At 42.8% G+C, this 15,157-nt stretch carries 13 protein-coding genes; 9 read left to right on the forward strand and 4 right to left on the reverse strand.

Annotation, left to right across the window (positions count from 1 at the left end; all coding sequences use genetic code 11):
• Nucleotides 1-2: 2 nt before the first annotated feature.
• The 7 genes from thiC to AS141_RS14260 all read left to right on the forward strand — a co-directional run bounded on the left by thiC (nt 3) and on the right by AS141_RS14260 (nt 6,485).
• Complete coding sequence (thiC, locus tag AS141_RS14230) at nt 3-1,850, forward strand: phosphomethylpyrimidine synthase ThiC (RefSeq protein ID WP_057938336.1); 1,848 nt, start codon at nt 3-5, stop codon at nt 1,848-1,850.
• Nucleotides 1,850-2,449, forward strand: coding sequence for a thiamine phosphate synthase (locus tag AS141_RS14235; RefSeq protein WP_057938337.1), 600 nt, complete (start codon nt 1,850-1,852; stop codon nt 2,447-2,449). Before thiC ends, AS141_RS14235 begins: the two co-directional genes overlap by 1 nt.
• A gap of 87 nt (nt 2,450-2,536) precedes the next feature.
• The gene (locus AS141_RS14240; protein ID WP_057938338.1) at nt 2,537-3,286 is read left to right on the forward strand and encodes a hydroxymethylpyrimidine/phosphomethylpyrimidine kinase; all 750 of its coding nucleotides are present in this window, start codon (nt 2,537-2,539) and stop codon (nt 3,284-3,286) included.
• Nucleotides 3,279-3,911, forward strand: a complete 633-nt coding sequence (locus AS141_RS14245) for a thiamine phosphate synthase (RefSeq protein ID WP_057938339.1) — start codon at nt 3,279-3,281, stop codon at nt 3,909-3,911. The genes AS141_RS14240 and AS141_RS14245 overlap by 8 nt, the downstream gene beginning before the upstream one ends.
• A complete protein-coding gene (locus AS141_RS14250; RefSeq protein ID WP_057938340.1) occupies nt 3,898-4,665 on the forward strand; it encodes a thiazole synthase in 768 nt (255 codons plus the stop codon). Before AS141_RS14245 ends, AS141_RS14250 begins: the two co-directional genes overlap by 14 nt.
• Nucleotides 4,658-5,782 carry a 2-iminoacetate synthase ThiH gene (thiH, locus tag AS141_RS14255; protein ID WP_057938341.1) on the forward strand — a complete coding sequence of 375 codons (1,125 nt, stop codon included), beginning with the start codon at nt 4,658-4,660 and terminating at the stop codon, nt 5,780-5,782. Before AS141_RS14250 ends, thiH begins: the two co-directional genes overlap by 8 nt.
• Nucleotides 5,775-6,485 (forward strand): HesA/MoeB/ThiF family protein, encoded by a 711-nt coding sequence (locus tag AS141_RS14260; RefSeq protein ID WP_057938342.1) that lies wholly within the window; start codon nt 5,775-5,777, stop codon nt 6,483-6,485. Before thiH ends, AS141_RS14260 begins: the two co-directional genes overlap by 8 nt.
• A 103-nt stretch (nt 6,486-6,588) precedes the next feature.
• On the opposite strand, the gene AS141_RS14265 is transcribed toward AS141_RS14260, so the two are convergent.
• Complete coding sequence (locus AS141_RS14265) at nt 6,589-7,389, reverse strand: N-acetylmuramoyl-L-alanine amidase family protein (RefSeq protein WP_057938343.1); 801 nt, start codon at nt 7,387-7,389, stop codon at nt 6,589-6,591.
• A 118-nt stretch (nt 7,390-7,507) separates the two neighbouring features.
• Between AS141_RS14265 and AS141_RS14270 the strand changes: the two genes are divergently transcribed.
• On the forward strand, nt 7,508-10,186 hold the full coding sequence (locus AS141_RS14270) for a putative LPS assembly protein LptD (protein WP_232424925.1): 2,679 nt from the start codon (nt 7,508-7,510) through the stop codon (nt 10,184-10,186).
• 301 nt (nt 10,187-10,487) lie between these two features.
• Here the strand turns inward: AS141_RS14270 and AS141_RS14275 are convergent, their stop codons facing one another.
• The gene (locus AS141_RS14275) at nt 10,488-11,702 is read right to left on the reverse strand and encodes an arginine deiminase (RefSeq protein ID WP_057938344.1); all 1,215 of its coding nucleotides are present in this window, start codon (nt 11,700-11,702) and stop codon (nt 10,488-10,490) included.
• Nucleotides 11,703-11,900: 198 nt separating this feature from the next.
• On the opposite strand from AS141_RS14275, the gene AS141_RS14280 reads away from it, so the two are divergent.
• Complete coding sequence (locus AS141_RS14280) at nt 11,901-12,641, forward strand: DUF4197 domain-containing protein (RefSeq protein WP_057938435.1); 741 nt, start codon at nt 11,901-11,903, stop codon at nt 12,639-12,641.
• 22 nt (nt 12,642-12,663) lie between these two features.
• Here AS141_RS14280 and AS141_RS14285 read toward each other — a convergent pair whose 3' ends face one another.
• Complete coding sequence (locus AS141_RS14285) at nt 12,664-13,050, reverse strand: VOC family protein (RefSeq protein ID WP_057938436.1); 387 nt, start codon at nt 13,048-13,050, stop codon at nt 12,664-12,666.
• 324 nt (nt 13,051-13,374) lie between these two features.
• The gene (gene lysS, locus AS141_RS14290) at nt 13,375-15,078 is read right to left on the reverse strand and encodes a lysine--tRNA ligase (protein ID WP_057938345.1); all 1,704 of its coding nucleotides are present in this window, start codon (nt 15,076-15,078) and stop codon (nt 13,375-13,377) included.
• Nucleotides 15,079-15,157 lie beyond the last annotated feature (79 nt).

The following is a 15,157-nucleotide window of genomic DNA, read 5'->3' on the forward strand; positions in this document are numbered from 1 at the left end:
TTATGAGCAGAAAAGATAAATCACCCAAACAAGGGCTAATATCCACAGGACCTATAAGCGGATCGAGAAAAATATATGTACCAGGGAAAATACATGACATAAAGGTAGCGATGCGCGAGATTTCAGTTTCACCTACTAAGCTATTCAGCGGTGGGACGATGAAAAACCCACCTGTCACAGTGTATGATACAAGTGGTCCCTATACAGATGAAAATACCGAGATCGACATTAAAAATGGATTGCCAAGAATCCGGGAAAGGTGGATTCTAGAACGCAACGATGTAGAGCATCTGGAGTCAACCACTTCGGATTATGGTCAGGAAAGATTAAACGACAGCACCTTAGATCATTTACGTTTTGAACACATTGCAAAACCATTACGCGCAAAAAAAGGAGCAAACGTTTCGCAGCTACACTATGCGAAAAAGGGGATCATCACTCCCGAAATGGAATATATCGCTATTCGCGAAAATCAGCGGATTGAAGCGTTGAAATCACAGTGGAACGGCCAATATGACACGATGTGCGCTCAGCATATCGGCGAAAGTTTTGATGCCAATACGCCTATAAATCTGATTACCCCAGAATTTGTACGTGATGAAGTGGCAGCAGGAAGAGCCATTATCCCGAACAATATAAACCATCCGGAAAGCGAACCGATGATTATCGGGCGCAATTTCTTGGTAAAAGTCAATGCGAATATCGGTAACAGCGCGGTGACTTCTTCCATTGAAGAGGAAGTGGAGAAAGCAGTGTGGGCATGCCGCTGGGGTGCAGATACCATAATGGATCTGTCCACCGGGGATAACATACACGAGACAAGAGAATGGATTATCCGAAATTCCCCTGTTCCGATCGGCACAGTACCGATTTATCAGGCGTTGGAAAAAGTAAACGGAAAGGCAGAGGATTTAACTTGGGAAATCTTCAGGGATACCTTGATCGAGCAAGCTGAGCAAGGTGTATCCTATTTCACAATCCATGCAGGAGTTCTTTTGCGCTATGTTCCATTGACAGCCAAGCGAATGACGGGAATTGTCTCTCGCGGTGGGTCTATTATGGCAAAATGGTGTCTCTCTCACCACAAAGAGAATTTCCTTTATACGCACTTCGAAGACATCTGTGAGCTCATGAAAGCATACGATGTGGCTTTCTCTCTTGGGGATGGACTGCGTCCCGGCTCAATTGCCGATGCGAACGATGCTGCGCAATTTGCTGAGTTGGAAACGCTGGGAGAATTGACCAAAATTGCCTGGAAGCATGATGTCCAGGTAATGGTAGAAGGCCCGGGACATGTGCCTATGCATATGATCAAAGAAAACATGGACAAGCAATTAAAAGAATGTCAAGAGGCACCTTTTTATACCTTAGGACCTTTGACTACAGATATTGCACCGGGCTATGACCACATTACCTCAGCAATCGGTGCTGCGATGATAGGATGGTTTGGTACAGCAATGCTTTGTTACGTTACTCCAAAAGAACACTTAGGCTTGCCAAACAGGGAAGATGTAAAAACTGGAGTTATTACCTACAAACTTGCAGCCCACGCCGCTGATCTGGCCAAAGGGCATCCTGGAGCACAGTATCGTGACAATGCTTTAAGCAAGGCCCGCTTCGAGTTCAGATGGGAAGATCAGTTCAACTTATCCTTGGATCCGGATACAGCCCGTGAATTTCACGATGAAACCCTTCCTGCTGAGGGGGCAAAAGTAGCCCACTTCTGCTCCATGTGCGGCCCAAAATTCTGTTCAATGAAAATCAGTCAGGAAATTCGCAATGATGCGGAAGCTGGAATGTTTGAGAAGTCGGAAGAATTCAAGGAAAAAGGAAGAGAAATTTACTCCTGATGCTGCTGGTAGTCTCCAGTCCCGAACAGCTCGAAAATGAACCGGCAATTATCAATCAGTTATGTGCCGCAGGATTACCGTTGTTTCATTTGCGAAAACCCAGAATGGGAGAAGAGAAATTCAGAAGCTTGCTGGAGGGCATTTCAGAAGAGCATAGGTCAAAACTTGTACTTCATCAGCATCATCAGATGGCAAAGGAATTTGGGATAAATAGAATCCACTTCAAGGAAGCAGATCGAAAAAAATTGACAGCTAGCGATTTGCAGCGCATGAAAAATACGGAGATGGTTTATACCACCTCCGTGCATTCTCCTAAAACCTTCCTAAGCTTGGATCAGGTATTCCGTTATGCCTTCTATGGGCCTGTTTTTGAGAGCATCTCCAAACCAGGTTACAAGCCTGAAAAAGAAGCACCGCATGATTTTGGTAAAAATAGATCAACACGATTGATTGGAATCGGAGGAATTACACCTGACAACGCAACTTCAGTGATGGAGAGTGGATTTGATGGAGTAGCCCTTTGCGGCACAATCTGGCAGAGTAGGAATAAAGTAGACGCATTTAAAAAAACGCTCAGGAATTTGAGCATCTCAACCTGAAAGGAAAGAGTTGATTCAATTAGGGAGATCAGTGTCCTTTTGAACTGATACCTGAAGGAACTATTTCAAACTATCATCAAAGTCCCTATGCAAAACAGACCTTATGTATTGACTATTGCAGGGCTCGACCCAAGTGCAGGTGCAGGCTTGACGGCTGACACCAAAACGTTTGAACAGCATAAAGTCTATGGCCTGGCCATCTGCTCGGGGATCACCCTGCAAACAGAAGACACCTTTATTGCCATGCGTTGGGAGAAAATAGAGGAAATTCTACAAGCAGTCGAGATGTTATTGACAAAATATCCAGTCAACGTGATTAAGACCGGTATTTTGCCCAATGTAGACTATTTAGCTAGGATCATAAGCTATGTAAAGCTGAATTTTGCATTGATTAAAATCATAGTAGACCCTGTTTTTAAAGCATCCGCTGGATTTGAGCTATTTGATTTTTCATCTAGAGATCGGTTTTATAAAAGCTTGGAAAAATGCTACTTGATCACCCCAAACCTGGAAGAAGTGAAATGGATCACAGGAGAGGAAACAGAAGAAAAGGCTGCAGAAGAATTGGCAAAATACTGTGCCGTTTTTCTCAAAGGAGGACATAGCACAACTAAAAAAGGAGTGGATTATCTGTATGATAAAAAACAAATCACTGAGTTTTTGCCGGCAATGGAGAGCACAAACAGCAAGCATGGGACAGGATGTGTCTTATCTGCTGCTATAGCGTCCAATTTGGCTCTGGGATTTTCTCTGGAAGAGGCATGCCGGAGAGGAAAAGCCTATTTGGAAAAAGTATTGGAGAGTAATCATATCTTATTAGGATACCACAATGTATAATAGATTTCAATATATATCTCAAGGTCGTACACCTGAAGAACATCTAAGCAACTGCGAAGAAGTCTTGGCTGCAGGAGGAAAATGGATCCAACTGCGCATGAAGAATTTTTCTGATGAACAAGTCGAGAAAACAGCAATAGGATTTCAATCCTTGTGCGCCAGTTTCGGAGCAACTCTTATCATCAATGACAACGTGGATCTGGCTAAAAAAATCAATGCCGACGGAGTTCATCTCGGTTTGACAGACATGCCAGTCATAAAAGCACGATTACTCTTGGGACAGGACAAAATCATTGGCGGGACGGCAAACACCCTGGAGGATGTGATCCAACGTATTGATGAAGGCTGCAACTACATCGGTCTAGGCCCATTCAGATTCACCAGTACCAAAGAAAAACTGAGCCCTATACTCGGGCTGGAAGGTTATCAAAGTCTGATAGGGAAGTTGGATGAAGAACAAAGAAAAACTCCCATTGTGGCAATCGGAGGGATTCAACTTGAGGATATATCATCCATTCTAGCTACAGGAATCAGTGGAATAGCTTTATCGGGAATCTTGACCAACTCAAGCAATACAAAAGAAATTGTGGAACGCATACATACGATACTTTATGAACCCGCTTAGGATAGCAGACAAGCAATTCAATTCCAGGTTATTTCTGGGGACTGGCAAATTTGGCTCCGCATCAGCGATGAAAAATGCCATTATCAATTCGGATTCTGAATTGGTGACGGTCGCATTGAGAAGAATTGATCTGGAAGCGGATACTGATTCGATTCTGGCTCATCTGCCCAAATCAGTCAATTTACTTCCGAACACCTCAGGGGCGAGAAATGCCAAGGAAGCTATTTTCGCAGCTCAGTTGGCACGGGAAGCTCTGGAGACAGATTGGCTGAAACTAGAAATCCACCCTGACCCCAAGTATCTGTTGCCCGACCCATTAGAAACCTTGAAAGCTACTGAAGAATTGGCGAAACTGGGCTTTACTGTTCTCCCCTACATTCATGCAGACCCGGTCTTGTGTAAATTATTGGAGGATGCAGGCACAGCAGCAGTCATGCCCTTAGGCTCGCCGATTGGAACCAATAAAGGACTGAGAACAATAGATTTTTTGGAAATTATAATCGAGCAAAGCCGTGTCCCGGTGATTGTGGACGCAGGAATCGGCGCTCCTTCAGATGCAGCAAAAGCCATGGAAATAGGAGCTGATGCCGTTCTGGTTAATACCGCCATCGCAATAGCAGGAAATCCTGCAGAAATGGCCTCAGCTTTCAAGATGGCAGTTATGGCAGGCCGATTGGCCTATGAATCGAAATTGGGAAAAATCCAATCTTCAGCGATTGCTTCCAGTCCGTTAACCTCCTTTTTGAATGGGTAGCTTTATAGAAACTTTCAACACCCTCTCGTGGGACCAGATCAAAGAATCTATCTATTCCAAGACAGAAAAAGATGTGCTTTGCGCATTGTCTTCCTCGAAGTTGTCACTGGAGGATTTTAAGTCACTGGTTTCTCCTGCTGCCGAACCGTTCTTAGAGCAGATGGCTGCCAAGTCGAGTGAGCTTACGCAAAAGCGCTACGGAAAAACAATACAACTGTATGCGCCCATGTATCTGAGCAATGAGTGCAATAATATCTGTACCTATTGCGGCTTCAGCCTGACCAACAAGGTGAGACGCAAGACTCTCTCTGATGATGAAATCATCAGAGAAATAAAATCACTTAAGAAAAGTGGGGTTAACCACATTTTATTGGTGACAGGAGAAGCCAACCACACGGTGAACATCAATTATTTCTTACGGGCCATAGAGCTTATCAAACCATATTTTGCCAATATTTCAATAGAATTTCAGCCCCTAAGTATAGAGGAGTATAGGCAAGTTCATGATGCAGGGGTTCATTCAGTGTTGGTCTATCAGGAGACCTATCACAAGGATGTGTATAAGTCCTATCATACCAAAGGCAAGAAATCAAACTTTGATTACCGCCTGGAAACTCCTGACAGAATAGGTGATGCTGAAATCCACAAAACAGGTTTGGGTGTGTTGCTTGGACTGGAAGATTGGAGGGTTGACTCTTATTTTTGCGCTGCCCATTTGGATTATCTGGAGAAGAAATTCTGGAAAACAAAATACTCGATCTCATTTCCCCGAATGCGTCCTGCGGAGGGAATTATCGAACCCAATGTGATCGTAACTGACAGAAATCTGGTGCAATTACTGACAGCTTATCGACTTTTCAACGAAGATGTTGAACTGTCCATTTCCACAAGAGAATCGGAGCACTTTAGAAATAATATTATTCCACTTGGGGTTACATCTATGAGTGCCGGCTCAAAAACAAATCCAGGTGGCTATGCAGTAGAACCTGAGTCGCTGGAGCAGTTTGAGGTTTCTGATGAACGTATGGTCCAGGAGATTGTGGAATTGATCAAAGGCAAAGGATACGAGGCAGTTTACAAAGATTGGGACAGGAAATTCAGCCAAACCTATGCTTAGTAGAGAAGAAGTAAATCGCTACAGTAAGCAAGTCATGTTGGAAGACGTGGGCTTACTAGGGCAGAGCAAATTGAAGGAAGCTAAAGTGCTGGTGATCGGAGCTGGTGGATTAGGAGCTCCTTTACTTCAATATTTGACATCCATAGGTATAGGCACTATCGGCATTGTGGATTTTGATGTAGTAGAACTAACAAACCTTCACCGTCAAATTTTATTTACTCCTGATGATGCAGGAATGCCCAAAGTGGAGGTAGCCCGGTGGAAACTGGGAAAGCAGAACCCTTATGTTTCCATAAAAACCTATCCTGTAGTGTTGTCAGAAGAAAATGCGGAACAATTTTTTACTGAATACGATCTTATAGTGGACGGCTGCGATAATTTCTTAACACGATATATTGTCAATGATACCTGTGTAAAAATGGGAAAAACCCTCGTGTATGGAAGCATTTTAGGGTACCAGGGTCAGGTAGCTGTCTTTAATTATAAAAAAAGCAAGCATCTTCGTGATCTATTTCCCGAGCCTCCAAACGCTGAAGATGTGCCGAGCTGCTCTGAAAACGGTGTCATGGGATATGTTCCCGGAATTGTGGGGTTATATATGTGCGATCTTGTGACCCAGCTGATTCTTGGACAATTTGAACAACCTAACACACTTTTCTTGATGGGCCTGAAAACACTGGAGATCAGGAAGATTCGTTTTTAACCGAAAAATCAGTTTGAAAAGCAGGCTTCTGATTGTCAAATAAACGGTAAAAAAAGCCCTTTTTCTTAAGAAAAGGGGCTTAGTCATTGCTAGTAGCTAGGGATTAATTTGCTTCAATAGCTTCCTTATAATCCCGGATGGATCTATAGATGGCGGATGCCATGTATTCTTTACCTTCCTGACTCATTAGGAATTTCTCTTCAGTGGTATTGGATAAAAAACCCAACTCCACCAACACAGAAGGCATGGATGGTGTCCAAAGCACGTAGAAAGGACCTTGCTTAACGCCGCGGCTTTTACGTCCCACCCGATCTTTGAACTGAGTCTCAATGTTATCGGCAAGTGACACAGAGTTTTCAAAATGAACCTTTGAAAGCAGGTTGAATGTAATGTAGGATTCTGGGGAAGATGGATCAAATCCTTCATAGTTTTCCTCGTAGTTATCCTCCAATAGAATCACCGAGTTTTCCCGCTTTACTATGTCAAAGTTGGATTCGAAATGCTTGGTTCCCATCACAAATGTCTCTGTGCCATAGGCCGATTTATTTGCAGCAGAATTAGAATGGATGGATACAAAAAGATCTGCCTTGTTTTTATTTGCAATCATCGGCCGCTCTTTTAACGTAGGAAAGCTATCATCTTTTCTGGTATAGACTACTTCTACGTCAGGCAGATTCTCTTTAATATATTTCCCCACCAGCAGAGTCACAGCTAGATTAATATCCTTTTCTTTAGACCTTGAGCCCAGATTCCCAGGGTCTCTGCCGCCGTGCCCGGCATCAAGAACTATTTTTTTCATCCGAAACTTCGGCATCATTGTTTCGTTGGTGATAAATCCGCCGAATACAAAGGGAATGCATAATATTAGACTAAGAAGAATTTTTTTGTTTTTGGACCGTTCCATGAGGGCAATAGAATTAACTTTACACGAAATTTCACTCAAATTAAATAAAGCGTAAGCAACAGTGCAGGGATTCAGGCTCTTTTTATTTTGCTTTTTTGGGCTATTGATTGTTCCGCTGGTGGCGTCTGCACAAAACCCAGTCCGCAAACTTGAGGAAAAGCCAATAACACTTCCAGATACATTGATGCCGCCTTTGCAGGACTTTATAGATCTGGATACTATTCCAAATCCTACTGATACGCTTGCGCTCTCTGATTCGACAAAAATGATGCCCAGGAGTGATATCTCTACAGATATTACCTATTACGGAGAAGACAGCATCGTTTCGGATTTTACAGAAAACAAAGTTTACCTTTACAACCAAGCTTGGTTTGAGTATGGGGCGATGAGACTGGAAGCAGATCTTATCATTATAGATTGGAAAAACTCCGAACTATATGCTTCTGGTGTCACTGATAGTCTGGGGAATTTGACTGGAGCCCCTTTCTTTAAAGATGGAAACTCTTCCTATGAAATCCGCAAGGAAATGCGGTACAACTTTAAAACCCAGAAAGCGATCATTAAAGATGTAGTAACAGAGCAGCAAGACGGTATCCTGAGAGGAGAAACCATTAAGAAAATGCAGGATGGCAGTGTCTATTTGGCGAATGGATATTACTCTACCTGTACACTGACCACCCCCCACTACCATGTAGCCGCTAATAAAATCAAATCCGTAGATGGTGGACAGATCGTGGCTGGCCCTTTCAATCTCTATTTCAATGGCATTCCTACGCCCCTCGGGCTGCCTTTTGGTATTATTCCGAATACCCCTGAAGAAAAGGCTTCCGGAGTTATTTTCCCTTCTTATGGGCAAGAACAAAAGCGTGGTCTATACCTTCGTGACTTAGGCTACTACTTTGCAATCAATGACTACATCCATGCCCGGGTGACAGGCGACATCTATTCCAACGGAGGCTGGGGACTCAAATCACAGGCTGTATATAAAAAGCGCTATCGATTTGGTGGGTCATTCAATATCGACTTCCAAAAATTCAGGTCTCCCGAAACAGAGCTGAATCCTGTGGATTATAATACATTCCGGATCCAATGGTCACATACACCTGTATCCCGTGGGAACAGTAATTTTGCTGCATCTGTGAACGCAGGTTCCACCAGTTATTTCAACAACATCGTCAACCCAAATAACTTCACGAACAACGTGACTGCGGATTTGTCTTCGAACATTAATTACACTAAAACCTTCACAGGTACTCCTTTCTCCTTCGGTGCAAGTATGAGGCATTCGCAAAGTGTACAGACCGGGGAAGTTCAACTCAGCTTGCCCACCATGAATCTGAGTATGAATAGGCAGAGCCCATTCAAAAACATGAAATTTGAGCCTCTAAAAACCTTGAACATTGCCTATAATTTTGATCTACAAAACAGCATTACCAATAAAGTAACCCAGGAATTTGGTGTAGATCCGGAATTAGTGGACAATACGGAGGCTCCGGACTTGGTGGATTTTACTCCAGCAAACTTTGGCTATTTGCTCCAAAACGCAAATAACGGGGCGAGGAACAGAATCCCGATAAGTTCTAATTTCAACCTTTTCAAATATTTCACAGGTACAGCATCTGCAAGTCTGACAGAATTGTGGTATCTCAAAAGAATCAATTATTTCTATAATCCTGAGGAAGAGCGTGTAGATAAAATCCTGGAGGATGGCTTTAACCGGGTGACATTTTATTCAAGCTCATTTAGTCTGAACACCAATATCTACGGGTATTTCGATTTTAAAAAAGGAAAGATCAAAACGATCCGTCATCATATTCAACCCTCTCTGAGTTTTACTTTTTCACCTGATTTCTCGGCCCCGTCTTATGGGTATTATCAGGAGGTAAAGGTCAATGAAGAAGGTGACACCAGGCTAATGTCCAGACACCAAGGCTTCTCCTATAGTGGTGCGCCTATGGGGGAAAGCAGGGCTATGAGCTTTAGTATCCGAAGTGTGTTAGAAGCTAAAATCCTTAATAAGGAAGATTCTACAGGAGAAAACCCAACAAAGAAAATTCCACTTTTGGAAAATATCGATCTAAACTCCAGCTATAATTTTGCTGCTGACTCTTTTAACCTTGCCCCAATTCGGATTAGTGCCCGGACAAGTTTTTTCGACAGAAGGCTCTCGGTAAATATGAGTTCGACACTGGATCCCTATGCTACTCAAAGATACACAAAAACAAACGGAGAGGAGTCTTTCCGGTCTATCAATCAATTTGCCTGGAAAAATGGTCAAGGAATAGGAACCATTAGAAGTGCATCATTAAACATGAATGCTTCTATCAATCCCAATAGTGCCCAAAATCCAGGAGAGGTCAGAGATGAACTCACCCAGGAATTTATGCAGCAAGGCGGTGTAATGGATGAATTTGTGGAAAGTGAAATCAATCGGATTGCTACAGATCCCAGTCAATACATCGATTGGAGTATCCCTTGGAACGTTTCATTTGGTTATGTGCTTTCCTATAGCAATCAAATCTCAGCACCCAAAAGAATCACCCAAACGGTCAGTATGAATGGAGATTTTTCCTTATCTGATAAGTGGAAAATCAACTTCAACACGGGCTTTGATGCACAAACGAAAAAATTAACACAAACCATGATCGGCATCGCAAGAGATCTTCACTGCTGGCAGATGAACGTCAATTGGGTTCCGTTTGGCGCATTCACCTCTTACAACATTGACATTCGAGTTAAATCTACCATCCTTCAAGATTTAAAAGTCTCTAGAAGAAGATCTTTCTTCGACAACTAGTCGATGTAGGATTGTTGATTGAGGATTTGTGAATCGGTGTTCAGCACATGTGAGCGTGGTAATTGCTCGATTGAAAACCTGTATTATATACTTATTTTGGAATAGTTATTTATTCACTTTTATAGTCATTTTTATCATGGATGAGCTATTTAAGCAGTTTTTCATGGGCGATCCAAAGCAGAAACCATTGCCAAATTAGGCATAGTGGAAGAGGAAGCGTACCAGCCTTTGTATTGGTTAGAAATTTTGAAAAAAGCAGGGATTGTTTCCGCGGAAATCAGAAATCCCAAATCCGGCATCCCTACACTCTCGATCTGCTGATAGGCATGGTCATACACCTAGGGCCACCTAGCCCCCGTGAAAGCTCGGAAGAAGGAATTTCCAACACTTCTACTCCCATATTTCTCAAGGCCCTATTGGTATGGATATTCCTATTGTAAGAAATCACTCTCCGTGGACCAATTGCGAATACATTTGCTCCATCAAACCACTGCTCACGCATTGCATAGTCAGGATTACCGTCAGCTGTATGCAGAATTTCCAAATGTGGAATTTCTCTTTCCAAAACTGTAAGCAAGGATTCTTTCAGTACTTCCCGCTTGATATGGACCTTATCATCCTTAATTTCCTTCAGCGTGTATAGAGAGGTCTGCAATACTGAATTCATCGCATCCGGATAGGTCAACACCAGATTTTCATCCAAGACGGTAAATACAGTATCCAGGTGCATGTACTGGCGCTTTTGCGGAAGGTGCACTTCATAAACCCGCTCTACAGTCCCCTCAGCCAGCAGTGCTTTTGCCGCATGGTAAATTGCCTTCTCATCCGTACGCTCCGAATTACCGATTGCCACAGCCTTTTGGGAAAGGACAATAACATCTCCACCCTCAATGCTTGGAGGATTGTCATGTCCATTTACTGGATAAAGTTTGTTGATATTATCCTTAAAGTCGGGGTGATTTTCAAAAATAGTCCGCAATAAATCCGCTTCCCGCTGCCTGCCTTCCATCCGCATACTGGAGAAAATAATCCCACCAGGGGTGAGTGCCATAGGGTCACGTTGAAAATAAAGATTGGGACAAGGTGCAATCAGAAATGCGAATTCCATAAGCTCCCCGGCGTTGAGATTTGGAAGTTTCTTTCTAAGTTCATGTACTTTCAGGCCTGCAGTCAAAATCCCCGCACATTCCGCAGTAGAATACCTCACTAAAATTGACTCAGCCAAATGAACCATACCTGATCGCTTAAGTGATTCTTGCATCAACTGAAGCAGGATATTCTGATCATAAAGTACGCGGATGAGCAAGTCCCGTAATTGATATACATGAGCACCGGTTGACTCTTTGATCAAATTTGAAAATGCATCATGTTCCTTTTGGAGTGCCTCCAAGTAGGGCACATCATCAAACAGCAGGAATTCCTTATTATAAGGAGTTAACCGATCAATTTCCCTCCCCGGTCTATGCATTAAGACAGCTTTGAGCGCACCGAATTCCGAATTAAGCCTTAGATTCATTTGATTAACACTTTAACATCTATTTTAACAAAAAATTACCATATCTCCAAAAATATAAGTTATCCATTGATAAAATGAAAAACTGAAGCCATAATAAGATCTCCTCTATAAAAATTAAACACTCCCTGATTATTGCCCCAAAAATTAATTTTGGGGCATCATTGTTGAATGCCAGTAGAATCACCTAAACCGATTCCAATGAAACTAGAAAATACCGGGTTCAAAAAATTTTCAATTACGTTCACCCTAATCAGTGTTCTGTTTCTGGGTAGTTGTGACACGCTAAGCCAATTAAGCAAATCGTTGGACCTGGGTACTCCGACAGATTCGGAGATTAATTCTGGACTGAAGCAGGCATTGGAATATGGCACAAGCTATGCTTCGGATCGTCTCTCGAAAGAAGATGGATATTTAGGAAATCTGGCTATCAAAATTGTATTTCCGGAAGAAGCCCAAAAAGTGGAGAAAACGCTCCGTTCAATTGGCCTTGGTAGCCTGTGTGATCAGGTAATCACCAGTATAAACCGGGCAGCAGAAGATGCCGCCATCGAAGCCAAACCCATATTTGTAGCCGCTATCAAAGATATGAGCATTGCTGATGTAAAAAATATCTTGCTCGGCTCGGATAATGCCGCTACCAAATATTTTGAAAGTAAAACCACAACTTCTTTGGAAGGGAAATTCAACCCTATTATTGAAAGTAGTTTGACTAAAGTGGGCGCCACCAAATATTGGGGTGAGGTGATTGGGCGGTACAATAAGATTCCTCTGATGACCCCAATTGAGGCAGATTTATCGAAGTACGTTACCCAAAAAGCGATTGATGGCTTGTTTTATGAGATTGCAAAAGAAGAATTGAAAATACGCGAAAATGCAGCTGCAAGAAGCACCCTATTATTGCAGAAAGTATTTGGCTATGCTGATAAAGCAGGGGAATAATCAATTATGCAGCCGGTCACTTCTAACTTTGCTGCGTACTGACAGACCAATAATTTCCGGCAAGGTCATAAAATGATCCTCGGGTATCTGGATCGTCAGCCTTATTTACAGGCTTTTCGATAAGTTTACAGCCCTTTTTAATAGCCTTCTGGAAAGTACCAAGTACATCCGGTACGTACATATGAAGCATAGTTTTGTGAGCCGGATAATCGGCCGTGCTGCTGCTTATCATGATGACCGAATCATCGAGTCTGAGCTCAGTATGCATGATTGAGCCGTCTGGACGATCGTATCTGCGAAGCTCTTCAGCATCAAAGATTTCTTTTAGCTGATCTATTAGTTCCTGCGCTTTATCTACGATCAGGTACGGGGAAAGTGAATTGTACGACTCAGGTTTGTAGGAATTCATGTTTGGGAATTTGGCGATGTTTGAATTTATCAAAAAAAACATTGTCAAACTATAAGAAATCTTTTCACTTGAAGATGGCTAGCTAGTATTATTAAAGGCCTTACGCTTCTTACCTCTGGAAGAAAGACCTTACATTAAACCATGAAAAAAAAAGTGTGAGTGCCCCACACCATGACGAACAAGGGTTTTTAGATAGCAGGAAGGCTGTGGGTACGACATTGACAACAGAGAAAATCTCTTTGCACTCCCCTGCAAACCTCCGTACCTCCTTAAAACAAAAAAACGGGCCTCTCAGCCCGGATTTTTTTTTATAGTCTTTCTCTTTTACATCGGGTGTACCGTCAGCAGGTCACCATCTTTTTGGACTTTTGCCAGTTCCTTTTTGCTCAATCCTTTCATCGCCAAATCCCACTTCTTATTGCTTAATCCAGCTTGTTCTTTTAGCTTAGTCAGGTCTATAGGATGTTCTTTTTTAAGTAGATCCAGTACCAGTTTCTCCTCCTCGGTAAGTTCTACCGCTTTCTTCTCAGGTCTCATCTGAGGGAAGAAGAGCACTTCCTGAATCGTGGTATTGTTGGTCATCAGCATCGTCAGACGGTCGATACCGATACCCAAACCGGAAGTTGGAGGCATCCCGTATTCCAAGGCACGAAGGAAATCCTCATCCATCGCCATGGCTTCATCGTCTCCACGCTCCGCCAGCTTTAATTGATCTTCGAAACGCTCTCTCTGATCGATCGGGTCATTTAGTTCGGTATAAGCATTTCCGATTTCCTTACCATTTACAAAAAGTTCAAATCGCTCTACTAATCCTGGTTCAGTCCTATGCTTTTTGGCCAGCGGCGTCATCTCTATCGGATAATCTGTGATATAGGTAGGCTGGATCAAATTAGCTTCCACCTTCTCTCCGAAGATCTCATCCACCAGTTTACCCTTACCCATAGAGTCATCCACTGCGATTCCCATCTCCCCACAGACTTTTCGCAAGCCTTCCTCATCCATCTTACTCACATCGATGCCCGCATATTCCTTGATGGAATCATACATAGTCAGTCTTCTGTAAGGTCCCGCAAACTCAATTTCATTAGTACCAACCTTGATTTTGGTTTTGCCATGAATAGCCTGAGTCACTTGCTCGATCATCTCCTCCACCATTTCCATCATCCAGATGTAGTCCTTATAGGCCACATAGATCTCCATGGAAGTAAATTCAGGATTATGCGTACGGTCCATGCCTTCGTTTCGAAACATTTTTCCAAACTCATACACTCCATCAAACCCTCCTACAATCAGCCTTTTCAGATAAAGCTCATTTGCTATCCGCAAATATAGCGGTATATCAAGGGTATTATGATGGGTGTTGAAAGGACGTGCAGCAGCTCCTCCATGTACAGCCTGAAGGATTGGTGTCTCCACTTCCAGCCAACCATGATCGTCAAAATATCGACGCATCTGGGTGATGATTCTTGAGCGGGTAATAAAAGCCTTCTTTACCTCAGGATTCACTGTCAGATCCACATAACGCTGACGGTATCTCATCTCAGGATCGGTAAATCCATCGTGTACATTGCCTTCTTCATCTCTCTTCACAATGGGTAAAGGCTTCACGGCTTTTGAAAGCACGGTCAACTCCGTCACATGAAGAGAAATCTCGCCAGTCTGTGTAGTGAAAATATAGCCTTTCAAACCAAGGAAATCCCCGATACCCAAGAGCTTTTTAAATACCGTATTATACAATGTCTTGTCTTCCCCTTCACAAATATCATCGCGGCGCACGTAGAACTGCAGACGGCCGGTGGCATCCTGAATCTCTCCAAAAGATGCCGAGCCCATAATACGTCGACTCATCAAACGGCCTGCTATAGAAATGCCCTTGTAGTCGTTTTTGCGATTTTCATAGTTACGATGAATATCCTCTGAAGTGACATTGATGGGAAAAGCCTCTGCCGGATAAGGATTAATTCCCAGCTTCATCAGTTCTTCCCTGTCTTTACGTCTTTCTATTTCCTGTTCGCTCAAAAGTTGCATTCTAATTTATTAGATATTTATTGTTCCTTTTATTGTTGGGTGACAGATACCCTATGTATGCCGCAAAACTTACAACTTT

It is taken from the genome of Algoriphagus resistens, assembly GCF_001442615.1.
Lineage (GTDB): Bacteria > Bacteroidota > Bacteroidia > Cytophagales > Cyclobacteriaceae > Algoriphagus > Algoriphagus resistens.